This is a genomic window from Modestobacter muralis, assembly GCF_010682105.1.
In the GTDB taxonomy this organism is placed as follows: Bacteria; Actinomycetota; Actinomycetes; order Mycobacteriales; family Geodermatophilaceae; genus Modestobacter; species Modestobacter muralis.
Map to the genome: position 1 here is coordinate 473,648 of NZ_JAAGWH010000013.1, position 25,968 is coordinate 499,615.

Consider the following 25,968-nt stretch of genomic DNA (forward strand, 5'->3'; position numbering starts at 1 on the left):
CTCGCCCCCCACCACTCGCACGCTCGTGGCGGGACCCTGCGAGGGGGCCTGACCCGTGCTCCGCACGGGGGCCGTTGCACCATGTCGTCGGAGGTCTGAACCGTGTACCTCCGGCACCTGCAGGTCGGCCAGTTCCGCAGCTGGGAACTGGCCGACCTGGCGCTGACCCCCGGGCCCACGGTGCTCGTCGGCCGCAACGGGCAGGGCAAGACGAACCTGGTCGAGGCGGTCGGCTACCTGGCCACGCTGGGCAGCCACCGGGTCTCCGCCGACGCCCCCCTCGTGCGGCACGGTGCCACGCAGGCCGTCGTCCGGGCGGCGCTGCGCAAGGACGACCGCGAGCTGCTCGTCGAGGTCGAGATCAACCCCGGCCGGGCCAACCGGGTGCGGGTCAACCGCGCCCCGCTGACCCGCCCCCGCGACGTGCTCGGCCTGGTCCGGACCGTGCTGTTCGCCCCCGAGGACCTCGCGCTGGTGCGCGGCGACCCGGCCGAGCGCCGCCGGTTCCTCGACGACCTGCTGGTCAGCCGCACGCCCCGGCTGGCCGGCGTGCGCAGCGACTACGACCGGGTGCTCAAGCAGCGCAACGCCCTGCTGAAGACGGCGAAGCTCGCCCGTGGCGACGCCCTGGCCACCCTCGAGGTCTGGGACGGTCACCTCACCGGGCTCGGCGGGCAGCTGCTGGAGGCCCGGCTGCAGCTGGTCGCCGACCTCGCCCCCTACGTCACCGACGCCTACGCCGGTGTCGCCGGTCCGGGCGCGGACCGGGCCGCGCTGGGCTACACCAGCAGCGTCCCGCTGGCCGGCGACGGCACTCCGGCCGACCCCGACCGCGCGCTGCCCCGGGCCGAGGAGCTCGCCGCCGCCCTGCGCGACCGCATCGCCGAGCGCCGCAAGGAGGAGGTCGACCGGGGGATCACCCTGGTCGGACCGCACCGCGACGACCTGGTGCTGCACCTGGGGCCGGCGCCGGCCAAGGGCTACGCCAGCCACGGGGAGTCCTGGTCCTTCGCCCTCGCGGTGAAGCTGGCCTGCTTCGCCCTGCTGCGCGCCGAGGGCGACGACCCGATCCTCGTCCTCGACGACGTCTTCGCCGAGCTGGACGCCGGCCGGCGGTCCGCGCTGGCCGAGGTCGCCGGCAGCGCCGAGCAGACCCTGATCACCGCCGCCGTCGCGGAGGACGTCCCGGCAGCGCTGCGCGGCACCCGGGTGCAGGTCGCCGACGGCCGGGCGACGGTGCTGCCTGCCGATGACGAGCCGGGGGCCGCGTCGGCGCCCGACGACGAGGAGACGGGAGAGGTCCACGGTGGCTGAGGAACGACCGGCACGCCCCTCCGACATCGCCCGGGCCGCGCTCGAGGCCGCCCGCGCGGCGTCGGCGTCCCGGCCGCAGCCCACCCGGCGGCGGATCGCCGGGCCCCGCCGCCGGTGGACCGGCCCGGGTCCCGGCGCCGACGACCCCCAGACCCTGGGCTCGCTGGTCGACTCCCTGATCAGCCAGCAGGACTGGACCGCCCGCACCAAGGTCGGCAGCGTCTTCGGCCGGTGGGACGCCCTGGTGGGGGCCGACATCGCCGCCCACTGCCGGCCCGAGTCGCTCAGCGAGGGCGAGCTGCTGGTCATCGCCGAGTCCACCGCGTGGGCCACCCAGCTGCGGCTGCTGGCCCCGAGCATCCTGGGCCGGCTGCGCGCCGGGGTGGGCGGGGACGTCGTGACCAGGCTGCGCGTTGTGGGTCCGACGGCGCCGAGCTGGAAGAAGGGCCCGCGCACCGTCCGCGGCCGGGGGCCGCGCGACACGTACGGCTGAGGTGCCCGCAACGGGGACCCGGCGAGCCAGACGGACAGTGACGGAGGAGCACCCGGCGATGAGCAGCCCGCGCGACGGTGACGGCGACGGCTTCGAGGACGGCCGTCCGGCCGGCTGGCAGGAGCCGTCCCACCTGGGCGGTGACCCCGCCCCCGGCGAGCCGGTTCCCGGAGAGCCGACCTCCAGTGACCCCGCACCGCGTGACGCGACCGGCCCGGTCCCGCCCGGCGGGACCGGGTCCACCGGCAGCACCGCCGCCGACGGCGCCGGCTGGCAGCCCGCCGGGTGGGACCTGCCGGCGGTCGAGCCCGACCGCCCCGGTCTCCAGTCCGCCCCGGCCCCGGCCCCGGCCCCGGCGCCTTGGCCGGCGGACGAGCCGGTGACGAAGGACGACCCGGACGCCGGCCGCCCGCGCCGCGGCCTCGGCGGCCTGTTCGGTGGCCGGTCGCGTGCCGACGACGTACCGAAGGGGCCGGCCGACGACGACCGCCCCGACGACGAGCTCCAGCAGCCCGACCAGGGACCGGCGCTGGACCCGACCGACCCCTTCGGCACCCTGCAGTGGGCCCGGCAGTGGGGCTGGGTCCCCTCCGACGGCACCAGCCCGCAGGACGCCGAACTGGTGCCGCTGCTGCAGAGCTCACCGGTGCGCCCCGGACGCGAGGACCGGCCCAGCCGGGTGCTGCGCGGCCGCGGCGACGGCCTGGACCTGGTCGCCTTCGACATCGCCTCCCCGGTCGGGCGCTCGTGGGTCAGCACCCACGCGGTCACCGCGGCCCCGGTGCTGGGCGCGGTGCCCACCTTCAGGCTCTCCCCGGCCCGGCTGTGGCGGCACGGCACCGCCGGGATGCTGCAGATCCCCAGCCCGGACCCGGAGTTCGACCGCCGCTGGCTGCTCATGGCCGTGGAGGACTCACCGCAGGTGCGCCGGCTGGTCGCCGACCCGCTAGTCCGCCAGTCGCTGCTGGGCACCGACGACGGCGACGAGCTGTGGTCGGCCGCCGGGTTCGTGGCCGCCGTCCGCCCGGACCCGAACCGGCCGCAGCTCATCGAGCACCACGCCCGCCTGCTCGCCGCCATCGCCGGCGCCCTGGCCGCCGCCGGGTGACGACCGGGGAGACCGCACGGCCGACGGCAGCGGGGGAGGAGCCGCCGACCGCGGGGCTGCGCGAGCTGCTGCCGCTGCTGCGCCCGCACCGCCGCGCGCTGGCCGCGGCGGCCGTGCTGTCGCTGGTCTCCGCCGCCGCCGCGCTGGCCCAGCCCGCGCTGGTCGCCCGGGTCATCCGGGCGGTCGGCTCTGGCGAGGCGGTGCTGCCCGGGGTCCTGGCCCTGGTCGTCGTCCTGGTGCTGGCCTCGGTGCTGGGCGCCGGCCAGCAGTTCCTGCTGCAGCGGACCGCCGAGGGCGTCGTCCTGAGCACCCGGCGGCTGCTGACCGACCGGCTGCTCCGGCTGCCCGTCGCCGAGTACGACCGGCGGCGCACCGGTGACCTGATGTCGAGGGTCGGCTCGGACACCACCCTGCTGCGGGCCACGGTCACCAGCGGCGTGGTGGAGCTGGCCGGGTCGGTGGTCGTCGGGGTCGGTGCGCTGATCGCGATGGCCGTGGTCGACGTCTGGCTGCTGCTGGTCACCGTGCTCGCGGTGAGCGTGGGGGTGACGGTGGCGGTGCTCGCCTCCCGGCGGGTCCGTGAGCTGTCCCGGCAGGCGCAGGAGCAGGTCGGGGAGATGAGCTCGGCGGTGGAGCGCGCGCTGTCGGCGGTGCGCACCATCCGCGCCAGCGGGGCCACCGAGCGGGAGGTGGCCGCCGTCGGCACCAGCGCGGAGCGGGCCTACGGCGCCGGGGTGCAGGTCGCCCGGCTGCAGGCGCTCGTCTCGCCGGCCGCCGGCATCGCCGTGCAGGGCGCGTTCCTCGCCGTCCTGGGGCTGGGTGGGTACCGGGTGGCCACCGGCTCGATCGCCGTGGCCGACCTGGTCGCCTTCATCCTCTACCTGTTCCTGCTGATCAGGCCGCTGGGCGAGGTGATCAGCAGCTACACCCAGCTGCAGACCGGGCTCGGTGCCCTGGCCCGCGTGCAGGAGGTGCTCGCCCTCGACCCCGAGCACGACGACGTGCCCGAGCGCCCGGGCCGCTCGCCCGTGGTGCTGCGCGTGCCGTCGGCCGCCGACCCGGTGCCGCTGCTCGAGCTCGACGGCGTCGGCTTCGGCTACCCCGACGGCACCCCGGTGCTCAGTGGCGTGTCCTTTGCCGTCCCCGCGGGGAGCCGGGTGGCGCTGGTGGGCCCGTCGGGTGCGGGGAAGTCGACGGTGCTCGCGCTGGTCGAGGGCTTCTACCCGCTGTCGGCCGGCGCCGTCCGGTGGGCCGGCACCGACACCCGTGAGCTGCCGCGGGCCGCGCTGCGCGCCCGGATGGGCTACGTCGAGCAGGAGGCGCCGGTGCTCGCCGGCACCGTGCGGCAGAACCTGCAACTGGCCACCCCCGACGCGACCGACGAGCAGCTGTGGGCGGCGCTGGCCGACGTCGGGCTCACCGGTGTCGTCGAGCGGTCACCGCTCGGGCTCGACGTGCCGGTGGGGGACGACGGCGTGCTGCTCTCCGGCGGGGAGCGCCAGCGGCTGGCCATCGCCCGGTCCCTGCTGTCCCGGCCGGCGCTGTTGCTGCTCGACGAGCCCACCGCCAGCCTCGACGCCCGCAACGAGGGCCTGCTGCGGGACACCCTGGCGGCCGCAGCCGCGGACCGGGCGCTGCTGGTGGTCGCCCACCGGCTGTCGACCGTGCTCGACAGCGACCGGATCGTCGTCCTGGACGCCGGCCGGGTGGTCGCCTCCGGCACCCACCACGAGCTGGTCGACACCAGCCCGCTCTACCGGGAGCTCGCTACCGCCCAGCTGCTCGTCTGAAGAAGTCGAAGGACCCCCTCTCCCCCCACCACTCGTCCCTCGCGGCGGGCCCCTGAGAGGGGGCCACAGCGGTGATCTGCGCAGGGCGTCCCCCGTGGCTGGAGGGGGTGGGCGTTCCGGTCGCGTTGCGGCGCCGTTCCACGTGGAACACCGCGCGCTCACCGGTCGACAGACGGCCGCGCGCACAGCACGATCCCTGTCACCACACAGGGAGGCACCGCGATGGCCGAGAGCGTGCGCAGCGAGCAGGAGTCCGCGAACGGCCAGCCGAGCCTGAAGCGGGTGATGGGCCCGGGGCTGCTCCTGCTGTTCATCATCGGCGACATCCTGGGCACCGGGATCTACGCGCTCACCGGCCAGGTCGCCGCCCAGGTCGGCGGGGTGGTGTGGCTGCCGTTCCTGGTCGCCTTCCTGGTCGCGCTCGTCACCGCCTTCAGCTACCTGGAGCTGGTCACCAAGTACCCGCAGGCCGCCGGCGCCGCGCTGTACACGCACAAGGCGTTCGGCGTCCACTTCATCACCTTCCTGGTCGCCTTCGCGGTGATGAGCTCGGGCATCACCTCGGCCTCGACCGCGGCCCGGGCGTTCAGCGCCAACGCCGCGGACGTGTTCGGGCTCGGCTTCGACGAGGGCATCGGGATCACGCTCATCGGCCTGGGCTTCATGACCCTCGTCGCGCTGATCAACCACCGCGGCGTCGGCGAGAGCGTCAAGGCCAACGTGCTGCTCACCTGTGTCGAGCTCACCGGCCTGCTGATCGTCATCGGCGTCGGCGTGTGGGCGCTGGGCGGCGGCAACGGCGACTTCAGCCGGGTGACCGAGTTCGACACCGGCGAGCGCTCGCTCGTCGTCGGGGTCATCGCCGCCACCGGACTGGCGTTCTTCGCGATGGTCGGCTTCGAGGACTCGGTCAACATGGCCGAGGAGTGCAAGGAGCCGCGGAAGATCTTCCCCAAGGTGCTGTTGATCGGCCTGCTGGCCACGGGCGTCATCTACGTGCTCGTGTCGATCTCGGCGATCGCGCTGGTGCCGGCCGAGCGGCTCAGCGAGGGCGACACCCCGCTGCTGCAGGTCGTCCAGGCCGGTGCCCCGGGCTTCCCGATCGGCGTCTTCGGCGTCATCACCATGTTCGCCGTCGCCAACTCCGCGCTGATCAACATGCTCATGGCCAGCCGGCTGGTCTACGGCATGAGCGTCCAGGGCGTGCTGCCGCCGCTGTTGGGCCGGGTGCACCACGCCCGCCGTACGCCCACCACGGCGATCCTGTTCACCACCGCGCTCGCCTTCGGCCTGATCACCTTCGTCGGCGCCGTGCCGGCGCTGGGCGGGACGACGGCGCTGCTGCTGCTGGTCGTCTTCACCGTCGTCAACATCGCGGTGCTGGTCCTGCGCAAGGACCACGTGGACGCCGACCACTTCCACACGCCCACCGTGCTGCCCGTGGTGGGGGCGCTGGCCTGCGCGTTCCTCGCCACGCCCTGGGCCGGACGGCCGACCGAGCAGTACCGCATCGCCGGCGTCCTGCTGGTCATCGGCGTCCTGCTCTGGGCCGTGACGGTGCTGGTCAACCGGCGCACCGGCCGACCCGCCGGGCGGCTGGACCCCGCCCAGCTCACCGGCGAGGGCCCGGTCAACTGAGGAAGGACCCCCTCGCCCCCCACCACTCGTCCCTCGTGGCGGGCCCCTACGAGGGGCCTGACCCTCGCCCCCACTCGTCCCTCGTGGCGGGCCCCCACGAAGGGCTCGACCCTCGCGCTCCGTCTCAGGGCGGTCCGGCGGGGGGCGGGCCAGCCGCCGCAGGACGGCGTGTCCCCCCGGGGGTCGACACCCGGTTGTGGTGACCGGGCCGCCAGGGCCTCTCGCGCCACGTCAGGGCGTGGACGACAGCTCCTGGCGGTCGGCACCCGGTACGCTGGAGGGGACACACCGCCAGCAGCCCTCTCAGAGCCGCCCTGCGCCGGTCGACGCAGGCGTCGACGTGGTCGCCCCCGGCCGAGCGGCTGCGCAAGAGAAGGGCCCCACGTGGTCGCAGCGCCCCAGAACGAGACCGCCTACTCCGGCAGCTCCATCACCGTCCTGGAAGGGCTGGAGGCGGTCCGCAAGCGCCCCGGCATGTACATCGGCTCGACCGGCGAGCGCGGCCTGCACCACATGGTGTGGGAGGTCGTGGACAACGCCGTCGACGAGCACCTCGCCGGCTGGTGCGACACCGTCCGGGTCACCCTGCTGGCCGACGGCGGCGTCCGGGTCGAGGACAACGGCCGTGGCATCCCGGTCGACATGCACCCGGTCGAGAAGCGCCCCACCGTCGAGGTCGTGCTGACGATCCTGCACGCCGGCGGCAAGTTCGACGGCAAGAGCTACGGCGTCTCCGGTGGTCTGCACGGCGTCGGCGTCACCGTGGTCAACGCGCTGTCCACCGAGCTCGACGTGACCATCTGGACCAAGGGGTCCGAGTGGCACCAGCGCTACGAGCTGGCCAAGCCCGGCAAGCTCGAGGAGGTCGGACCGACCGACAAGCGCGGGACGGCGATCACCTTCTGGGCCGACGGGTCGATCTTCGAGACGACCACGTTCTCCTATGACACGATCGCCCGTCGCCTGCAGGAGATGGCCTTCCTGAACAAGGGCCTGACCATCGTCCTGCGCGACGAGCGCCCCGGGCACAGCAAGGTCGAGTCCGGCATCGGCGAGGAGTCGCTGGCCGAGCACGCCGCCCCGGTCGAGACCGTCGAGGAGGCCTTCGAGCCCACCGAGGTCACCTGGCGCTACGACCAGGGCCTGGTCGACTACGTCGCCTACCTCAACCGCCGCAAGTCCCCGATCCACAAGTCGGTCATCGGCTTCTCCGCCGAGGGCGTCGGCAAGAACGACACCGCGATGTCGGTCGAGGTCGCGATGCAGTGGTCGGACGCCTACTCCGAGTCGGTGCACACCTTCGCCAACATCATCAACACCCACGAGGGCGGCACGCACGAGGAGGGCTTCCGGGCGGCGCTCACCTCGATCGTCAACCGGTACGCCAAGGACAAGGGCATCCTCAAGGCCAAGGACGACGCCCTGACCGGCGACGACATCCGCGAGGGCCTGGCCGCCATCGTCTCGGTGAAGCTCGGCGACCCGCAGTTCGAGGGCCAGACGAAGACCAAGCTCGGCAACACCGAGGTCAAGGGCTTCGTGCAGAAGGTCTGCAACGACCAGATCGGGCACTGGTTCGAGTCCAACCCGGCCGAGGCCAAGTTCATCATCACCAAGGCCGCCTCCGCCGCCCGCGCCCGCCGCGCGGCGCAGGACGCCCGCAAGCTGGCCCGCAAGAGCCTGCTGAGCGTCAGCGGCCTGCCGGGCAAGCTCTCGGACTGCCGGTCCACCGACCCGCGCAACTCCGAGGTCTACATCGTCGAGGGCGACTCGGCCGGCGGCTCGGCCAAGTCCGGCCGCGACTCGATGTACCAGGCGATCCTGCCCATCCGCGGCAAGATCATCAACGTCGAGAAGGCGCGCATCGACCGGGTGCTGAAGAACACCGAGGTCCAGTCGATGATCACCGCGTTCGGCACCGGCATCCACGACGAGTTCGACCTGACCAAGCTCCGCTATCACAAGATCATCCTGATGGCGGACGCCGACGTCGACGGCCAGCACATCACCACGCTGCTGCTGACCCTGCTGTTCCGGTTCATGCGCCCGCTGGTCGAGGCCGGCCACGTCTACCTGGCCGCACCGCCGCTGTACAAGATCAAGTGGGGCGGCAAGGTCGGGCTGGAGTACGCCTACTCCGACCGCGAGCGCGACGCGCTGCTCAAGGCCGGCGCCGAGGCGGGTCGCAAGATCCCCAAGGACGACGGCATCCAGCGGTTCAAGGGCCTGGGCGAGATGGACGCCAAGGAACTGTGGGAGACCACGATGGACCCCGACACCCGCATCTTGCGCCAGGTCACCCTGGACGACGCCGCGGCCGCCGACGAGATCTTCAGCGTCCTGATGGGCGAGGACGTCGAGGCCCGTCGCAGCTTCATCACCCGCAACGCCAAGGACGTCCGCTTCCTGGACGTGTGAGGACCCCCCCGCCACTCGTACCTCGTGGCGGGACCCTGCGAGGGGGCCGAACGGCCCCGGAGGGGGCCGGAACGACCAGACGGGTGACCGTCTTGGACGCCACGCCGGGGCAGTGACCAGCTGCCCGGCGTGGCGACCGCCCCGGCGATGACTTCTGACTCGCTGGTTGACCTGGGCATTTGTCCACCGCTGTGCATCGACTTGTGGAGAACCAGACGTGACCGAGACCCCCAGCCGCGACCGCGTCGAACCGGTCGACCTCCAGCAGGAGATGCAGCGCAGCTACATCGACTACGCGATGTCGGTGATCGTGGGCCGTGCGCTGCCCGAGGTGCGCGACGGCCTCAAGCCCGTGCACCGCCGCGTGCTCTACGCCATGTACGACCAGGGCTTCCGCCCCGACCGGGCCACCGTCAAGTGCGCCCGCGTCGTCGGTGAGGTCATGGGCAACTACCACCCGCACGGTGACTCGGCGATCTACGACGCCCTCGTGCGGCTGGCCCAGCCCTGGGCGCTGCGGTACCCGCTGATCGACGGCCAGGGCAACTTCGGCTCCCCGGGCAACGACCCGGCCGCCGCCATGCGGTACACCGAGGCCCGGCTGACGCCGCTGGCCATGGAGATGCTGCGGGACATCGACGAGGAGACCGTCGACTTCCAGCCCAACTACGACGGCACCAAGTCCGAGCCGCTCGTCCTGCCCGGCCGGTTCCCGAACCTGCTGGTCAACGGATCGGCCGGCATCGCCGTCGGTATGGCGACCAACATGCCCCCGCACAACCTGCGGGAGGTCGCGGCCGCCGTCTTCTGGATGCTCGACCACCCCGAGGCGGAGGCCGAGGAGGCCCTCACCGCCTGCATGACCCACATCAAGGGCCCGGACTTCCCGACCCACGGGCTGATCGTCGGCCGCGAGGGCATCGAGGACGCCTACCGCACCGGTCGCGGCTCGGTGCGCATGCGCGCCGTCGTCACCGTCGAGGAGGACTCCCGGGGCCGGGTGCAGCTGGTCGTCACCGAGCTGCCCTACCAGGTCAACCCGGACAACCTGGCCGAGGCGATCGCCGACGGCGTCCGCGACGGCCGCCTGCAGGGCATCAGCGAGATCGCCGACGAGTCCTCCGACCGCGTCGGCCGCCGGCTGGTCATCACGCTGCGCCGCGACGCCGTCGCGAAGGTCGTGCTGAACAACCTCTACAAGCACACCCAGCTGCAGACCACCTTCGGCTGCAACATGCTCTCCATCGTCGACGGCGTGCCCCGCACGCTGCGGCTGGACGAGCTGGTGCGCATGTGGGTCATGCACCAGGTCGAGGTCATCGTCCGGCGCACCCGCTACCGGCTGCGCAAGGCCGAGGAGCGCGCGCACATCCTGCGCGGTTACGCCAAGGCCCTCGACCAGCTCGACGCCGTCATCGCCCTCATCCGGGCCAGCGAGTCGGCCGAGGCCGCCCGCACCGGCCTGATGGAGCTGCTGGACGTCGACGAGATCCAGGCCGTCTCGATCCTGGACCTGCAGCTGCGCCGGCTGGCCGCCCTGGAGCGGCAGCGGATCCTCGACGAGCTGGCCGAGATCGAGGCACGCATCGCCGAGCTGCAGGCGATCCTGGACTCCCCGGAGCTGCAGCGGCAGATCATCCGCGACGAGCTGGCCGAGCTCGTCGAGAAGTACGGCGACGACCGGCGCACCCAGTTCGTGGCCAACGACGGTGACGTGTCGATGGAGGACCTCATCGCCGAGGAGCAGGTGGTCATCACGATCACCCGCACCGGCTACGCCAAGCGCACCAAGGCCGACCTGTACCGCTCGCAGCGACGCGGCGGCAAGGGCGTCATGGGCGCCGCGCTCAAGCAGGACGACCTGGTGCAGCAGTTCTTCGTGGGGTCGACCCACGACTGGATCCTGTTCTTCACCAACAAGGGCCGGGTCTACCGGGCCAAGGCCTACGAGCTGCCCGAGGCGGCGCGCACCGCCCGCGGCGCGCACGTGGCCAACATCCTGGCGTTCCAGCCGGACGAGAAGATCGCCCAGGTCATCCAGATCAAGGACTACTCGGTCGCCCCGTACCTGGTGCTGGCCACCGCCCGCGGTCAGGTGAAGAAGACCCGGCTGGCCGACTTCGACTCCCCGCGCACCGGTGGCGTCATCGCCATCAACCTGCGCGAGAACGACGAGCTGGTGGGCGCGGCGCTGATCAGCCAGGAGGAGAACCTCCTCCTGGTGACCCGCAAGGCGATGTCGATCTGCTTCAAGGCCACCGACGAGCAGTTGCGGCCGATGGGCCGGGCCACCGAGGGCGTGCGCGGCATCTCGCTGGCCGACGACGACACGCTGCTGTCGATGATCGTCGTCCAGGAGGGCGTCGACGTCCTGGTCGCCACCGAGGGCGGCTACGCCAAGCGCACCGGCATCGAGCACTACCCGGAGCAGAACCGCGGCGGCAAGGGCGTGCTGACCGCCGACCCCAAGGCCCGCAAGGGCGCGCTCGTCGGCGCGCTGGCCGTGGTGCTCGGCGACGAGCTCTACGCCATCACCTCCGGCGGCGGCGTGATCCGGACGCCGGTCAACGGCGTGCGGCACACCCGCGACCGGGCCACCATGGGCGTCAAGCTCATGAACTTGCCGGAGGACGTCTCCATCGTGGCGATCGCGCGTACGACGGACAACGACGAGCCCGAAGCCTAGGGTGGGGCGGATGCCAGGTCGGGTCCCGGGACGACGACGTCCTGGCCCCGCCCTGCGCGACGACCACCGCACCGACCGCGTCGCCGTCCCCTCCCGGACGGCGCCGGTCGGTGAAGCAACGCGGCGAGGGCCGCAGGCGGACAGGAGACTGGGATGAGCGACCGGGCGCGTAGTTCGGTGCGTACCGACTCCCGTGAGGGGTCGGGAACGGCCGACGCGGAGCCGGCCGGCGCCTCCCAGGTCAGCGACGTGCCCGAGCAGGCACCCGCCACCTCCGGCGGACCGGACGGCGCCGCGGCGGAGACCCCGGCGTCCCCGGTGGCGGGCGGGTCCACCGCCGCGACGGCCCGTCCGCTCGCCGGGCAGCCCACGCCGGCGGACGACGCCCGCGCGGCCGCCGCCGCCACGCCGCCGGTGCCCCCGGCGGTCCCGCCCGTGACCGGGCAGGGCAACCGGATCTCCGCCGGCGTGCGGTCGGCCGCCCGCAGCGCTGCTCCGGTCGACGCCACGCAGTCGGTCACCCTGCCCCCGGCCGGCGTCCGTCCGGCCGAGCCGACCCGCCCCGCCGAGCCGGTCCGCCCGGCTGACACCGCGCGTCCGGTGGAGGCGCCGCGGGCCGCGGCCGGCCCCCGGACCGCCGGTGACGGGACCCGCCAGGCCACCAAGGGCCGACGCGGCCCGCGCCGGGCCCGGCTGCAGCTGCGGCACATCGACACCTGGTCGGCGCTGAAGATCTCGCTGGTCGTGTCCATCGCGCTGTTCTTCGTGTGGATGGTCGCCGTCGGTGTCCTCTACGGGGTGCTGAGCGGGCTCGGCGTCTTCGACAGCGTCAACGACCTCATCGGCCAGGTCAGCACCTCCAGCGGTGGTGCGGCCACCGAGTCCTTCACGATCACCGCCGGCCTGGTGTTCACCGGCGCCGCCGTGATCGGCGCGGTGAACATCCTGCTGCTGACCGCGCTGTGCACCGTCGGGACGTTCGTCTACAACGTGTGCTCCGACCTGGTGGGCGGCCTCGAGCTCACCCTCGCCGAGCGCGACTGACGACGGACCCCCTCGCCCCTCACCGAGGGGGCCGAGGGCCCTGGAGCCCCCCGTCCGGGGGCTCCAGGGGGCCAGGTAAGCTGTTCATCGGTTCACGGGCGTGTAGCTCAGGCGGTTAGAGCGCATCCCTGATAAGGATGAGGTCGGAGGTTCAAGTCCTCCCACGCCCACCCGTGCACCGACGGCGGAGAGAGACCCGGACCTGCTGGTCCGGTCCACCCCGCCCGAGGTCCCCCCGAGCGGTCACCAGCACCGCGGTGACGACCACAGTCCGAGGAGGTCACGCGTGCTGAAGAAGCTGGTGGTGGCAGCACTCGCTGCCGGTACCGTCGTGGCAGTACGCAAGCGCACGGCCGCCAAGGGCGAGGCCGACCTCTGGGCCCAGGCCACCAGCGGCCCGGACGCGGTCAGCACCCCCCGCTCGTCCTGATCCACCGGCACTGAACCACCCGGTGCGCCCGCCGCGCCGCCCGGGGACGTAGCTCAATTGGCAGAGCACCGCCTTTGCAAGGCGGGGGTTAGGGGTTCGATTCCCCTCGTCTCCACTCCCCGGCCCCACCAGGCCCCGCGCCGTGACGCCCGTCGCGCGGCGGGCGCGCGCCGGTAGTGGCCCGCGCAGTCGGACGGCGACCTCCGTGCACGCTGCACCAGGCCGTTGCCCTCCGGAGGCGAGCACGGTCCGGCTCCGCGGTCGCCGGTCCGTCGCGGTCGGGAGGGCCCTCCGGACGCGGCTGCGGTGCCCCGACCGTGCGTGCGCGGTCCCGCCCCGTGGGTGGCTGCACGAGCGGGCACCCAGCGGGACGGTGGCGAGGAGTGGGAGAGTGGTCGCGTGACTGAGCAGACTCCCGCAGCACGGCGCGCCGTCCTGCACACCAACCGTGGCGACATCGTCGTCGACCTGTTCCCCGACCACGCGCCCAAGACGGTCGCCAACTTCGCCGAGCTGGCGGAGGGCACCCGCGAGTGGACCGACCCGCGCACCCGCGAGAAGACCACCGCCAAGCTGTACGACGGCACCGTCTTCCACCGCGTCATCGACGGGTTCATGATCCAGGGTGGCGACCCGCTCGGTCAGGGCACCGGCGGCCCGGGCTACCGCTTCGGCGACGAGTTCCACCCCGACCTGGCCTTCAACCGGCCCTACCTGCTGGCCATGGCCAACGCCGGTCCGGGCACCAACGGGTCGCAGTTCTTCATCACCGTCACCAACACCCCGCACCTGAACAACAAGCACACGATCTTCGGTGAGGTCGTCGACGAGGCCAGCAAGAAGGTCGTCGACGCCATCGCCACGACGCCCACCTCCCGCGGCGACAAGCCGGTGGACGAGGTCGTCATCGAGTCCGTCGAGGTGCAGCGCAGCTGAGCACAGCTGAGGGCAACGGGGGCGCCGGCGCGGGAGACCCGCAGCCGGCGCCCCCCGCCCCGACCTGCTACCGGCACCCCGACCGGCCCACCGGCGTCTCCTGCGTGCGCTGCGGGCGGCCGATCTGCCCCGAGTGCATGAACCCGGCGTCGGTCGGCTTCCAGTGCCCGGACGACGTGCGGGCGGGCAACGCCGGCATACGGCAGCCCCGGCGCACCACCGGCCTCCGCGTGGCCGGACGGCGCTTCGGCCCGGTCACGCTCACCCTGATCGGGGTCAACGTGCTGGTGGCGCTGGCCACCGCCGTCTCCGCGGCGACCCAGGGGGTCAACCCGCTCCGGAGCTTCGCCTCCCCGCTGCAGAACGCCTTCGCGACCGCCCCTGTCGTCATCGACCAGGGCGAGTGGTGGCGGGTGGTCACCAGCGCCTTCACGCACGTGAGCCTGGTCCACCTGGTGTTCAACATGCTCGCGCTGCTGGTGTTCGGCTCCGAGCTCGAGCGCCAGCTCGGCCGCGGCCGGTACCTCACCCTGTACCTGGTGTCCGCCCTCGGCGGCGCCGCGGCCATCCAGCTCTTCGCCCCGCCCTACCAGGGGGTGGTGGGCGCCTCGGCGGCCATCTACGGCCTGCTGGGCGGTCTGGGCGTGCTGCTGCTGTCCCGGCGGGAGGACCTGCGGGGCCTGCTCACCCTGCTGGCCATCAACCTGGTGGTCAGCTTCCTGCCCGGCATCTCCTGGCAGGGCCATCTCGGCGGACTCGTGGCCGGCGCGCTCGTGGCCGCGGTGATGGTGCTCGGCCGGCGCAACCGCCCGGTCGTGGTCGGCGGGACGGCCCTGCTGGTCGTCGTCCTGCTGGTCCTGGTGTTCGGCGGGCTGCGCTAGCCCCTCCCGCCGCAGGGACCAGCGGTCAAGAGCCGGCCCCGGCGGCGTGCAGCGCACCGGCGACCACGCCGGGGTCGGCCCCCAGCTCACGGCGCCCCAGCACGACCAGGACGGCGTCGTCCGTGCGGTCCTCCAGCTCCAGCGTGGTCGACCGCACGCCCCACCGCCGCTGGCTGCGCACCCGCGCCCGCAGCGCCGGCCAGGCGATCGCCGTGCTGCCGGTCAGCGCCCGGGCGGTGACGCCGACGGCGTCGGCCCGCAGCCGCGGCCGGACCAGCGCGTCGCGCCCCGCCAGCCCGAGCAGCAGCAGCGCGGCGCCCCCGACCAGCACCCGGCCGACCGGGTCGGCCAGCAGGGCGGTCAGCGCCAGGGCGAGCCCGGCGGCCGCGACGGCGACCGTCTCGCCGACCCGGGGCGACCACTGCACCCGGCCAGCTTCTCACCTTCGCGCGCCCGGCTGCGTCCCCCGGGCGTGGACGGGTCCGGGAGGCCCGTCCGTCCACAGACCACGCTGCTGCCGGGAGCCCGCTCCTCACCGACCACGGTCGTCCGCTCACTGCCCGAGTTGTCGACAAGGAGCCCGGACACGCCGACGAACAAGCCGTCACGCTGTTGGTTTGCGATCGCCGGGGACGGGTAGTAGAGCGCCGCCAGCCACGAGCACGCCGCCGTTTCCCACAGTTGTGTACACAGCTGGGGACGGACTTCCACGCGTGTAGTCACCTCGCTGTGCTTCCCGTCCCAGTGGTCACACCAGGGACATCCGCGCAGGTCAAGCCCGTGTGGACGGCCCTGGAGACTCCACACGCCGTGGACAGGCCCGTGGACGGACCACGCGGCGGCCTGTGGACAGACGTCGCGGCTGTGCACAGACGGTGTCCGCGCGGACCGCCGACGAGCGCCTGACCTGCACGTTGACCACTTTGTCGACTCTGTCGCCTGGTGATCGCAGCGCTCCGGACGGTCACGATCGTCGTCCCCACATCAGGGCCCGACGGGACCGCCGCACGAGGGGCGCGGGACACGACCCAGGACGTGCGCCGAGGACGACGAAGGCCCCCGTCCGGAGGGGACGGGGGCCTGTCGGAGCCGTGGGGCAGGGCGCGGTCAGCGCCAGCGCATCGACATCACGAGACCGGCGACCATGAGGCCGAAGCCGATGCCGAAGTTCCACGCACCCAGGGAGCTCATGAGGCCGATACGGGCGCCGGCCACGTAGTAGACGACGATCCACAGCAGACCGACGAGCATCAGCGCGACCATCAGGACGGCGTACCAGCGGGGGCTCGGTTGGACTGCGCGCGCCCGGGCGGCCGTGGAGGGGAGGACCCCCTCCGGCGGCGTGTACACCGACTTCTTGCGCACCTTCGACTTCGGCACCTGCGGACTCCCTCCCGGGCCGTGGCCTGTCGCCCCGGCGTGAACTGCACCCAGCCTAAGCTGCGGGGCCAGGAGAGCGGCTCCACCATGCGGACCGGGTCACCCGATCCGGCGCCCCGCGGAGCCAGCAGGGGAGGTCGACGTGCGCCGGTCGGTCGGCTCGCTGCGGGTCGACCCGTGGACGGCGCTGGTGCCCGTCGTCGCCCTCGTGGCCGGCCTCATCTTCGCCACCTCCGGCACCACGGCGCAGGGCACCGACCTGCGCGCCGGCCAGAGCTCGCAGCTGACCGACCTCATCGCCCAGCGCGAGGCCTCGGTCGCCGACCAGCAGGCGACGCTGGCCGGCCTGCAGGCCGACGTGCAGGCGCTCACCGACCAGGCCGCCGGACGCAACGGCGCCGTCGCCGAGGCGCAGGCGCTGGGCCGAGCTGGGCTGCCCTCCGCCGGCCTCACCGCCCTCGCCGGGCCAGGGCTCACGGTCACCCTGGACGACGCCCAGCTCGGCCCCAACGGCGCGCTGCCCACCGGCGCCCGGCCCGACGACGTCGTCATCCACCAGTCCGACGTCCAGGGCGTGGTGAACGCACTGTGGGCCGCCGGCGCCGACGGGGTGTCGATCATGGGCCGGCGGCTGACCGCCACCAGCGCGGTCATCTGCGTCGGCAACACGTTGCTGCTGCAGGGCCGCACCTACTCACCGCCCTTCGTGGTGACCGCGGTGGGCAGTGCCGGGCAGATGCGTGACCAGCTCGACGCCTCGGAGCAGGTCCGGATCCTCCGCGACGCCGCCGACCGCTACGGGCTCACCTACGACGTCCAGGAGGAGCGCGGCGTGACGCTGGCGCCCTACGACGGCACCCTGGACATGCAGTACGCCCGCACCGACTGAGCCGGGGGCGGGTGACGTCCGCGGGCCGGGCGTGTACACCTGGACCCGGCAGCGCGCACCCTGGCGCCCGCCGGTCCCGCCGTCGTCGTCCCCCTGGAGCCCTGAACCAGCCGTGAGCCTCCCTGACGCCCCTGCAGCCGGCACGGAGCCCGCACCGGTCCGTCCGGTGCTGGTCGTCGACAACTTCGACAGCTTCGTCTACAACCTCGTCCAGTACCTGGGCCAGCTGGGCGTGCCCAGCCTCGTCCGGCGCAACGACGCGGTGACCGTCGCCGAGCTCGAGGACCTCGACGTCGCCGGGGTGCTGCTCTCCCCCGGCCCCGGCACCCCCGTGGACGCCGGGGTGACCGTGCCGATGGTGCGGGCGGCCGCCGAGGCGGGCCTGCCGGTGCTGGGCGTGTGCCTGGGCCACCAGGCCATCGCCGAGGCCTTCGGTGGCGTCGTGGGCCGTGCCCCGGAGCTGCTGCACGGCAAGACCAGCCAGGTCCTGCACGACGGCGTCGGCGTGCTCGCCGGGCTCCCCTCGCCGTTCACCGCGACCCGCTACCACTCGCTGGCCGTCGAGGCCGACACCGTCCCCGACGAGCTCGAGGTCACCGGGCACACCCCGTCGGGGATCGTCATGGCGCTGCGGCACCGTGAGCTGCCCATCGAGGGCGTGCAGTTCCACCCCGAGTCGGTGCTCACCGAGGGCGGCCACCAGCTGCTGGCGAACTGGCTGGTCGGGTGCGGACTCGCCCCGGACCCGGCCCTCGTCGAGGCGGCCTCGGCCGCGACGCGGAGGCTCAGCACCGCGACCGTCTGAGCCGACGACGACAGCGGGCCCCTCTCCCGGTCGGGAGAGGGGCCCGCTGTGTCACCTGTCGCGGATCAGCCGCCCGGCGGGGCGCTGGTCGCCGGTGCCGAGCTCGCCGGCGGGGTGGTGGTGGGTGCCGCGGGGCTGGTGCTCGCCGGGGTGCTGCTCGGCGCCGGCTCCTCGACCGGGACCGGGACGGCGATCTGCAGCTCGACCGGGTCCTCGGCCGAGACCGGGGAGCGCGGCCCCGGGTCGGTGTCGATGACGCTCCCGGCTGCGACGGTGTCGTCCTCCCGGTTGAACTCGGTGATGAGGCCGTTGTCGATGCCGGCGCTGATCAGCCGTTCCCGGGCGGCGGCGGCGGTGAGCCCGCGGACGTCGGGCAGGTCGATCGTGCCGGTGGAGACCTTCAGCGTGATGTCGGCGTCCGGGTCGGCCTGGGTGCCGGCGGGCGGGTCGCTCTCCACGACGGTGCCCTCCGGCTGGAGGCTGTCGACCTGGTCGGTGCTGATGCTGCCGGTGAACCCGGCGGCCTCCAGCCGGTCCCGGGCGTCGGCGGTCTCCCGGCCGGCCAGGTCCGGCACGGCCAGGCTGTCGGGGCCGGCGCTCACCACGAGGGCGACCGGTGACCGCTCGGCCAGCTGGGTGCCCGATGCCGGGTCGGTGCGCACGACCTGGCCCTCGACGACCGTCGGGCTGGCCTCCTCGGTGACCTCGCCGACCGTCAGACCGGCCGACGTCAGCGCCGTCGTGGCCGCCTCCTCCGTCTGCCCGACCACGTTCGGCACCGCCACCTGGACGACGGCCGGGGTGGTGGGCTCGCGGTCGCCGCCGCTGTTGAGCACCACGATCCCGGCGATGACCAGCCCGAGCAGCAGCAGGCCGCCGATCACCGCGGCGATGAGGGTGCGCCGCTTGCGGCGGCCGTCGTCCTGCTCGTCCCACTGGTCGTCGTACCGGCCGGCGGAGGTGGCGCCGATGATCGTGGTGCGGTCGGCGTCGCTCATCACCGGCGTGGCCTCGACCCGCTGGCCGGCGATGGCGCGCAGCAGGTCGGCGCGCATGTCGGCGGCCGACTGGTAGCGGTTGGCCGGGTTCTTGCTCATCGCCTTGAGCAGGATCGCGTCGAGGGCCGGCGGGATCTCCGGGTTGATCGACGACGGCGTCCGCGGGTCCTCGCGCACGTGCTGGTAGGCGACCGCCACGGGGGAGTCGCCGGTGAACGGCGGGGTGCCTGTGGCGAGCTCGTAGAGCAGGCAGCCGGCGGAGTAGACGTCGGAGCGGGCGTCGACGCCCTCGCCACGGGCCTGCTCGGGGGAGAGGTACTGGGCGGTCCCTATCACCGCGGCCGTCGAGGTCATCGTCGCGGCGGAGTCGGAGACCGCGCGGGCGATGCCGAAGTCCATCACCTTGACCGTGCCCTGCGGCGTGATCATGACGTTCCCGGGCTTGACGTCGCGGTGCACGATGCCGTTCCGGTGGCTGAAGTCCAGCGCCGCGCAGATGTCGGCGGTGAGCGACATGGCGCGCTCGGGCGGGAGCCGGCCCTCGGTGCGCAGCAGGTCGCGCAGCGTCTCGCCCTCGACGTACTCCATCACGATGTAGGGGGTGGCGCCGGTGGCGGTGCGGTCCTCGCCGGTGTCGTAGACGGCCACGATGGCCGGGTGGTTCAGCGACGCCGCGGCCTGGGCCTCGCGGCGGAAGCGCACCTGGGACGACGGGTCGCGGGCGAGGTCCTGGCGCAGCACCTTCACCGCGACCTCGCGGCCCAGGCGCAGGTCACGACCGCGGTGCACCTCGGCCATGCCACCCCGGCCGAGCACCCCACCGATCTCGTAGCGCTCGCCGAGCACCTGGGGGGTGGTCATCGGGATCGGGGGTCCTCTCGGGGAGTGCGGAGCGGTGGTCGCGACGCCGGGACCACCCGACCGCGGAGCGGCGGGCCGTCGGCGAGCCTAATCGCTGGTCGGACCGTCACCGGGAGGACGCGGACGGCGCGCAACGCATGTGTCATGGGTGGCTCACGGGGCTGGCTGCGGGGCCACGGCATCACCCTGCACGGCCGTCGACTCGGTCGTCGTGGTCGGAGCCCCGGTCGTGGCTGGTGCGCTGGTGGAGGTCGTGGCCGGGGGTGCCGTCGTCGCCGTCGTCGCCGGGGCGCTGGAGGCGGGGGCACTGCTGCCGCCGGTCGGGGCAGGCACGACGGGCGTGCGGCTGGTCGGCGCGGCGCTGGTGCCGGGCGCCGGGGCGCCGCCGCCGGGAGCCCCACCTCCGGCCGAGGTGGGCGCGCTGGTCGACTGCTGCCCGCCACCGTCCGTCGGTGCCGGGCTGGTCTCCTCGGACGGCGCCGTGTAGTCCTCGGTCGCGTAGTAGAGCGTGACGGTGGAGCCGCGGTCGACCTGGGTGGTGTCGGGGCTGACCGCGGCGACGTCGTCCTCGGCCAGGTCGACCCCGGCGGCCGCGAGCTGGTCGGCGTCCGCCTCCCGGGCGTCGACCATCAGGTCCTCGGCCTCGAGCAGGTCGGTCACGTCGTCCAGGCTCTCGCCGATGTAGGAGTCCGGGTCGATGGTGACCAGGTCGGTGCCCGTGGGGCTGGCCGGTGCCGAGCTCGACCCGGACGGCGTCGCGCCGGTGAGGGCCGGGGCGCCGTCGGCGTCCCGCTCGTCCCCGCCGGACTGCAGGACGATGAAGCCGGCGACCGCCAGCGCGAGCAGCACGGCGGCTGCCGCGGCCCACAGCAGGCGGGTGCGGCGGCGGCCGGCGGGGTCGTCGTCCCCGCCGTCCGCGCCGTCCCAGTCCCGGACCGGGGTGGCCCCGCCGCCGGTCGGGGGACCGTGCAGCGGCGGCATGGTGCGCGGGGCCGTGGAGTGGATGACGCCCGTCGCGGCCTCGGCCACCGGGATCACCGTGGTCGCTGCCCCGTCGGCCGCGATCACCTGGGTGACGCCGGTGGGCGGGGGCACCGCGCGACCGGCGGCGACCTCGCGGACGGCCGCGGCGAACGCACCGCCGTCGGGGAAGCGGGCGGCGGCGTCCTTGGACAGGGCCCGGTCGATGAGCTGGCGCACCGCCATGGGCACGTCTGCGGGCAGCGGGGGCGGCGGCCGGTTGATCTGGGCCAGCGCGATGGCCACCTGCGACTCGCCGTCGAAGGGGCGCACGCCCGCCACGCACTCGTAGCCCAGCACGCCGAGGGAGTAGACGTCGGAGGCGGCGGTGACCACGTGCCCCTGCGCCTGCTCGGGGGACAGGTACTGGGCGGTGCCCACGACCATGCCGGTACGGGTCAGTGGGGCGGCGTCGCGGGCGTAGGCGATGCCGAAGTCGGTCAGCTTCACCACGCCGTCGGGGCGCACCAGCAGGTTGCCCGGCTTGATGTCGCGGTGCACCATCCCGGCCGCGTGCGCAGCGGACAGGCCGTCGCCGGCCTGGCCCAGCACGTCCAGCGTCTGCTCGGCGGTCAGCCGGCCGCGCTCGGCCAGGATCTGCACCAGCGGCTTGCCCTCGACGAACTCCATGATCAGGTAGGCCAGCCGCTGGCCGTCCTCGGTCGTCTCGCCGTAGTCGTAGACCGAGGCGATGTTCGGGTGCGACAGCGCCGCGGTGTGCCGGGCCTCGTTGCGGAACCGGATGAGGAAGCTGGAGTCACCGGTGTACTCGCTCTTGAGCACCTTGACGGCGATGACCCGACCAAGTGTGCGGTCGCGGGCCTGCCACACCTCGCCCATGCCGCCCGTCGCGATCGGCTCGGTGATCTGGTACCGGCCGGCCAGCACGGTGCCCACGCGGACGGCCATCAGTTCCCCTGCCCGAGGTGGGCTTCCATGACGGCGCGCGCGATCGGCGCCGAGGTGTCGCCGCCGGTGCCGCCACCGTTCTTGACGAAGACCGCGACCGCGATCGTCGGGTCGTCCGCCGGCGCGAAGCCGATGAACCAGTTGTGGTCCGGCGCGTCGGTCCCGGTCTCCGCCGTCCCGGTCTTGCCGGCCACCTGCACGCCGTCGATCCGGGCCCGCCGGCCGGTGCCGTTGTCGACGACGCTGCGCATCATCGTGGTCAGCTGCTCGGCGACCTCCGCCGACACCGGGCGGGACATCTCCTCCGGGTCGGTCTGGTCGATGACCGACAGGTCCGGCGCCTGGATCGAGTCGACCAGGAAGGGCTTCATGAGGCTGCCGTCGTTGGCCACGGCCGAGGCGATCATCGCCGCCTGCACGGTCGTGAGCGACACGCTCGACTGGCCGATCGAGCTCTGCCCGAGGGCGGCGTCGTCGCCGATCTCGCCGAGGGTGCTGCCGGCCACCCGCAGGGGCAGGTCGAACTTCTGGTCGTCGATGCCGAACGCCTCCGCCATCTCCCGCACCCGGTCCGCGCCGAGGTCGATGCCCAGCTGCGCGAAGGCGGTGTTGCAGGAGATGGTCAGCGCGTCGATGAGCCGCTGCTGCCCCGAGGGGTCGCAGGCCTCGTTGCCGAAGTTGCGCAGCGGCTGGTTGGTGCCCGGCAGGACGTAGTCCCGGGGCGCGGCGATGACGCTGTCCGGGGTGTAGTCGCCGCTGGCCAGCGCCGCGGCCGAGACGATCACCTTGAAGATCGAACCCGGGTGGTTGCGCTCGTCGGTGGCCTGGTTGACCCGCGGGTCGACGGCGTCGGAGCCCTCGTCGGGGGTGATCTCCGAGTCGTACGCGCGCACGGCGTCCGGGTCGTGCACCGACAGCCGGTTCGGGTCGTAGGTCGGGGTGCTGGCCAGGGCCAGGACCGCGCCGGTCGACGGGTCGAGCGCCACCACCGCGCCGGTGACGCCGTCCAGTCCGGCCATCGCGGCCTCCTGGACGGCGGGCTCCAGGGTCAGCTCGACGTTGCCGCCGGAGGGGTCGCGGCCGGTGAACAGGTCGGCCAGCTGGCGTCCGAAGAGGCGGTCGTCGTCGCCGTTGAGCACCGCGTCCTCCGCCTCCTCCAGCCCGTCGGCGGTGGCCAGGATCGACTGGTAGCCGGTGACCGGGGCGTACAGCGGACCCTGGGCGTAGGTGCGGGTGTAGCGCAGCGGGTCGTCGGGGGCGCTGGGCACCGAGGAGGCGATCTCGTTGCCGGCGACCACGATGGCCCCGCGCTCGCGGTTGTACTGGTCGGAGAGCCTGCGGGTGTTCTGTGGGTTCTCCCGCAGGCCGTCGGCCCGCACGACCTGGATGACGTTGACGTTGACGATCAGCAGGGTGAACAGCACCAGGACGGCGACGGCCACCTTGCGCAGGGGTGCGTTCACGGCCGGACCACCTCCGTGGGTGCGTCGGTCAGTTTCGCGACCGGGGCGGCCGGCGGGGCGGCCGGGCGGCGGGCGGCGTCGCTGATCCGGACCAGCAGCGCGACCAGCCCGAAGTTCGCGACCAGCGAGGAGCCGCCGTAGGCGACGAACGGCGTGGTCAGGCCGGTCAGCGGGAGCAGCCCGGTGACCCCGCCCAGGACGACGAACACCTGCCAGGCGACGGCGAAGGCCAGCCCGGCGGCCAGCAGCTTGCCGAAGCCGTCCCGGCAGACCAGCGAGGTGCGCAGCCCGCGCTCGACCAGCACCAGGTAGAGGACGATCAGCGCGACCAGGCCGAACAGGCCCAGCTCCTCACCGATCGCCGCGGCGATGAAGTCGCTCTTGGCCACCGGCACCTGGTCCGGGCGCCCACCGCCGAGGCCCGCGCCGAAGAGGCCGCCGGTGCCGAGGCTGAACAGCGACTGGACGATCTGGTAGCCGCCGGTGTCGGCGTAGCCGAACGGGTCCAGCCAGGTGTCGACGCGCACGCGGACGTGGGAGAACGCCTGGTAGGCCACGTAGGCACCGCCGGAGAACAGCAGCAGGCCGATGACCAGCCAGCTGGCCCGCTCGGTGGCGACGTAGAGCATCACCACGAAGATGCCGAAGAGCAGCAGCGAGCTCCCCAGGTCGCGCTCGAAGACCAGCACCAGGATCGAGGCCACCCAGGCCAGCAGCACCGGGCCGAGGTCGCGGCCACGGGGCAGCTCCAGCCCGGCCACCCGCCGGCTGGCCAGCGCCAGCACGTCGCGCTTGTCGACCAGGTAGGCGGCGAAGAAGACGATCAGGCAGATCTTGGCGAACTCGCCGGGCTGGATGGAGAACCCGGCCACCCGGATCCACAGCTTGGCGCCGTTGATCTCGGAGTTGGGCAGCACCGCGGGGATGGCTAGCAGCACCAGGCCGACCAGTGCCAGCGTGTAGGCGAAGCGGGCCAGCACCCGGTGGTCGCGGACGACCACCAGCACCGCGATGAAGAGCACCAGCCCGACGGTGGCCCACAGCAGCTGGACGGGGGCGTCCTCACCGGAGTTGTTGCGGCCCAGCGTGTTCCCGGCGATGTCGAGCCGGTGGATCATCACCAGGCCCAGGCCGGAGAGCATCGCGATGCAGGGCAGCAGCAGCGGGTCGGCGTAGGGGGCGAAGCGGCGCACCACGAGGTGGGCGACCAGCCACAGCGCGCTGAACCAGATGCCGAAGGTGGCCAGCTCCGGGCGGAGCGCATCGGTCAGCGTCAGGTCGACGATGCACTGCGCGGCGATCGTGAGCAGCACGGCGAAGCCGAGCAGCAGCAGTTCGGTGTTGCGCCGCTTCGGGGTGGGACCGGTGCCCACCGGGGCGGCGTTCGGGTCGGTGCCGGAGGCACTCGCCAGCCCGGCCACTAGTCGGACTCCCGGCAGTCCACCCCCGGCTCACCGGAGCGGGACTGTCCCGTGACCGGAGCCGAGCTGGTGGTCACGGAGGAGGAGGGGGCCGGGTCGCTGCTGGTGGGCGCGCCGCCGGACGTGGTGGGGAGGGCGGTGGCCGACGGGGCGCCGGGGAGGCCCTCGGTCGGCGGGGTGCTGCTGGGTGCGGGGCTCGGGACCGGGCTCGGGGCGGCCGCGGTGGAGGTCGGGGTCGTGCTGGCCGCGGGGCAGGAGGGCAGCTGCTGGCCCTGCAGGTTGGACAGGATGCGGTCGGCGTCGGCCCGGTCGGCCGCGTCGATCCCGCCGGCGACCCGGTTGCGGGCGGCCTGGGTGAGGTCGCCGGTGGCCAGGGTGGTCGCCGTCTCGAGCCGGTAGAGGTCCACCCCGACGACGGAGGTGTCCAGCCCGCGGAAGACACCGACCCGGTCGCCGTCCGCGGTCTCGGCGACCCCGATGAACCAGTGCCCCATCACGAACAGGTAGCCGCCGATCGCGGCCGCGCCGAGCACCACCACCGCCGTCAGCGCGATCAGGGCCGTGCGCAGCGGACGGCGGCGGCGGACCGGCGGGGAGACGGTGGCCTGGACGGCGGTGGGGCTGCCGGCCGGCGGTTTGGACAGCGCGGCGCGCCCGGCGGCCGAGCGGGGGTCGACCTCGCGCTGGCCGACGTTGTCCCCCGCGGCGCCGTCGATGACCGGGTCGATGCGGGCACCGCGGCCGTCGTCCTCCACGACGTCGGCGACGATGCAGGTGATGTTGTCCGGGCCGCCGCTGCGCAGCGCCAGCTCGATCAGCCGGTCGGCGGTGGCCTGGGCGTCGGGGTCGCGCATCGCCCCGGCGATCGTCTCGTGGCTGACCACGCCCGAGAGGCCGTCGGAGCAGAGCAGGTAGCGGTCGCCGGCGCGGGCGTCGCGCATCGACAGGTCGGGCTCGACGTCCTGGCCGTTGAGGGCGCGCAGCAGCAGCGAGCGCTGCGGGTGGCTGTTCGCCTCCTCCTCGGTGATCCGGCCCTCGTCGATCAGCGACTGCACGAAGGTGTCGTCGTGGGTGATCTGGAAGAGCTCGCCGTCGCGCATCAGGTAGGCGCGGGAGTCGCCGACGTGGCACAGGCCCAGCCGGCCGCCGGCGAACAGGACGGCGGTGAGCGTGGTGCCCATGCCCTCCAGCTGCGGGGACTCGCGGATCACCTCGCGCAGGTGCTCGCTGCCGTCGAAGACCGCCTGACGCAGTGCCTGGAGCAGGTCGCCGGAGGGGGTGTCGTCGTCGAGGTGCTCGAGCGCGGCGATGACGACCTTGCTGGCCACGTCACCGGCCGCGTGACCGCCCATGCCGTCGGCGACGGCGAGCAGCCGGGGACCGGCGTAGACCGAGTCCTGGTTGGTGCCGCGGATGAGCCCGCGGTCGGAACGGGCCGCGTAGCGGAGGACCAGGGTCATCGTTCCTCCTCGCTGGTGCTCGTC

General features: G+C 73.7%; 20 protein-coding genes and 2 tRNA genes. 15 read left to right on the plus strand and 7 right to left on the minus strand.

Features of this window, described 5'->3' with window-relative positions; translation table 11 throughout:
* The first annotated feature begins 102 nt into the window (after positions 1-102).
* From recF to GCU67_RS06440, 13 genes are all read left to right on the plus strand, one after another.
* Positions 103-1,314: a DNA replication/repair protein RecF gene (gene recF / locus GCU67_RS06380; RefSeq protein WP_338104814.1), complete on the plus strand. Its 1,212-nt coding sequence runs from the start codon at positions 103-105 to the stop codon at positions 1,312-1,314.
* Positions 1,307-1,807 carry a DciA family protein gene (locus tag GCU67_RS06385; protein ID WP_163610203.1) on the plus strand — a complete coding sequence of 167 codons (501 nt, stop codon included), beginning with the start codon at positions 1,307-1,309 and terminating at the stop codon, positions 1,805-1,807. Before recF ends, GCU67_RS06385 begins: the two co-directional genes overlap by 8 nt.
* 58 nt (positions 1,808-1,865) lie before the next feature.
* Positions 1,866-2,915 carry a hypothetical protein gene (locus GCU67_RS06390; RefSeq protein ID WP_163610204.1) on the plus strand — a complete coding sequence of 350 codons (1,050 nt, stop codon included), beginning with the start codon at positions 1,866-1,868 and terminating at the stop codon, positions 2,913-2,915.
* Entirely contained in the window at positions 2,912-4,705 is a 1,794-nt protein-coding gene (locus GCU67_RS06395) for an ABC transporter transmembrane domain-containing protein (RefSeq protein ID WP_163610205.1), read from the plus strand. The genes GCU67_RS06390 and GCU67_RS06395 overlap by 4 nt, the downstream gene beginning before the upstream one ends.
* A 222-nt stretch (positions 4,706-4,927) precedes the next feature.
* Positions 4,928-6,343 (plus strand): APC family permease, encoded by a 1,416-nt coding sequence (locus GCU67_RS06400; RefSeq protein WP_163610206.1) that lies wholly within the window; start codon positions 4,928-4,930, stop codon positions 6,341-6,343.
* A gap of 384 nt (positions 6,344-6,727) precedes the next feature.
* On the plus strand, positions 6,728-8,761 hold the full coding sequence (gyrB, locus tag GCU67_RS06405; RefSeq protein ID WP_163610207.1) for a DNA topoisomerase (ATP-hydrolyzing) subunit B: 2,034 nt from the start codon (positions 6,728-6,730) through the stop codon (positions 8,759-8,761).
* Between the two features lie 217 nt (positions 8,762-8,978).
* Positions 8,979-11,447, plus strand: a complete 2,469-nt coding sequence (gene gyrA, locus GCU67_RS06410; protein WP_163610208.1) for a DNA gyrase subunit A — start codon at positions 8,979-8,981, stop codon at positions 11,445-11,447.
* A 153-nt stretch (positions 11,448-11,600) separates the two neighbouring features.
* A complete protein-coding gene (locus GCU67_RS06415; protein WP_163610209.1) occupies positions 11,601-12,491 on the plus strand; it encodes a DUF3566 domain-containing protein in 891 nt (296 codons plus the stop codon).
* Positions 12,492-12,587: 96 nt separating this feature from the next.
* Positions 12,588-12,661 (plus strand) — tRNA-Ile (locus tag GCU67_RS06420).
* Positions 12,662-12,777: 116 nt separating this feature from the next.
* Positions 12,778-12,921 carry a DLW-39 family protein gene (locus GCU67_RS06425; protein WP_163609825.1) on the plus strand — a complete coding sequence of 48 codons (144 nt, stop codon included), beginning with the start codon at positions 12,778-12,780 and terminating at the stop codon, positions 12,919-12,921.
* Between the two features lie 42 nt (positions 12,922-12,963).
* A tRNA-Ala gene (locus GCU67_RS06430) sits at positions 12,964-13,036 on the plus strand.
* 284 nt (positions 13,037-13,320) lie between these two features.
* Entirely contained in the window at positions 13,321-13,857 is a 537-nt protein-coding gene (locus GCU67_RS06435; protein ID WP_163610210.1) for a peptidylprolyl isomerase, read from the plus strand.
* 137 nt (positions 13,858-13,994) lie between these two features.
* The gene (locus tag GCU67_RS06440; RefSeq protein ID WP_163610211.1) at positions 13,995-14,738 is read left to right on the plus strand and encodes a rhomboid family intramembrane serine protease; all 744 of its coding nucleotides are present in this window, start codon (positions 13,995-13,997) and stop codon (positions 14,736-14,738) included.
* Between the two features lie 25 nt (positions 14,739-14,763).
* On the opposite strand, the gene GCU67_RS06445 is transcribed toward GCU67_RS06440, so the two are convergent.
* Both GCU67_RS06445 and crgA read right to left on the minus strand, forming a co-directional pair.
* On the minus strand, positions 14,764-15,165 hold the full coding sequence (locus GCU67_RS06445; RefSeq protein ID WP_163610212.1) for a PH domain-containing protein: 402 nt from the start codon (positions 15,163-15,165) through the stop codon (positions 14,764-14,766).
* A 680-nt stretch (positions 15,166-15,845) separates the two neighbouring features.
* Positions 15,846-16,118 (minus strand): cell division protein CrgA, encoded by a 273-nt coding sequence (gene crgA, locus GCU67_RS06450; protein ID WP_163610213.1) that lies wholly within the window; start codon positions 16,116-16,118, stop codon positions 15,846-15,848.
* Between the two features lie 142 nt (positions 16,119-16,260).
* Here crgA and GCU67_RS06455 point away from each other — a divergent pair, with 142 nt between their 5' ends.
* Together GCU67_RS06455 and GCU67_RS06460 are read left to right on the plus strand one after the other, a co-directional pair.
* Positions 16,261-17,007, plus strand: coding sequence for a DUF881 domain-containing protein (locus tag GCU67_RS06455; RefSeq protein ID WP_163610214.1), 747 nt, complete (start codon positions 16,261-16,263; stop codon positions 17,005-17,007).
* Between the two features lie 112 nt (positions 17,008-17,119).
* A complete protein-coding gene (locus tag GCU67_RS06460) occupies positions 17,120-17,812 on the plus strand; it encodes an aminodeoxychorismate/anthranilate synthase component II (protein WP_338104815.1) in 693 nt (230 codons plus the stop codon).
* A gap of 65 nt (positions 17,813-17,877) precedes the next feature.
* Here GCU67_RS06460 and pknB read toward each other — a convergent pair whose 3' ends face one another.
* From pknB to GCU67_RS06485, 5 genes are all read right to left on the minus strand, one after another.
* On the minus strand, positions 17,878-19,671 hold the full coding sequence (gene pknB / locus GCU67_RS06465; protein WP_163610215.1) for a Stk1 family PASTA domain-containing Ser/Thr kinase: 1,794 nt from the start codon (positions 19,669-19,671) through the stop codon (positions 17,878-17,880).
* A 153-nt stretch (positions 19,672-19,824) separates the two neighbouring features.
* Positions 19,825-21,600, minus strand: coding sequence for a serine/threonine-protein kinase (locus GCU67_RS06470; protein ID WP_163610216.1), 1,776 nt, complete (start codon positions 21,598-21,600; stop codon positions 19,825-19,827).
* On the minus strand, positions 21,600-23,063 hold the full coding sequence (locus GCU67_RS06475) for a penicillin-binding transpeptidase domain-containing protein (protein ID WP_163610217.1): 1,464 nt from the start codon (positions 23,061-23,063) through the stop codon (positions 21,600-21,602). The genes GCU67_RS06470 and GCU67_RS06475 overlap by 1 nt, the downstream gene beginning before the upstream one ends.
* Complete coding sequence (locus GCU67_RS06480; protein ID WP_338104816.1) at positions 23,060-24,484, minus strand: FtsW/RodA/SpoVE family cell cycle protein; 1,425 nt, start codon at positions 24,482-24,484, stop codon at positions 23,060-23,062. Before GCU67_RS06480 ends, GCU67_RS06475 begins: the two co-directional genes overlap by 4 nt.
* Entirely contained in the window at positions 24,484-25,944 is a 1,461-nt protein-coding gene (locus tag GCU67_RS06485; RefSeq protein ID WP_163610218.1) for a PP2C family protein-serine/threonine phosphatase, read from the minus strand. Before GCU67_RS06485 ends, GCU67_RS06480 begins: the two co-directional genes overlap by 1 nt.
* Positions 25,945-25,968: the final 24 nt, after the last annotated feature.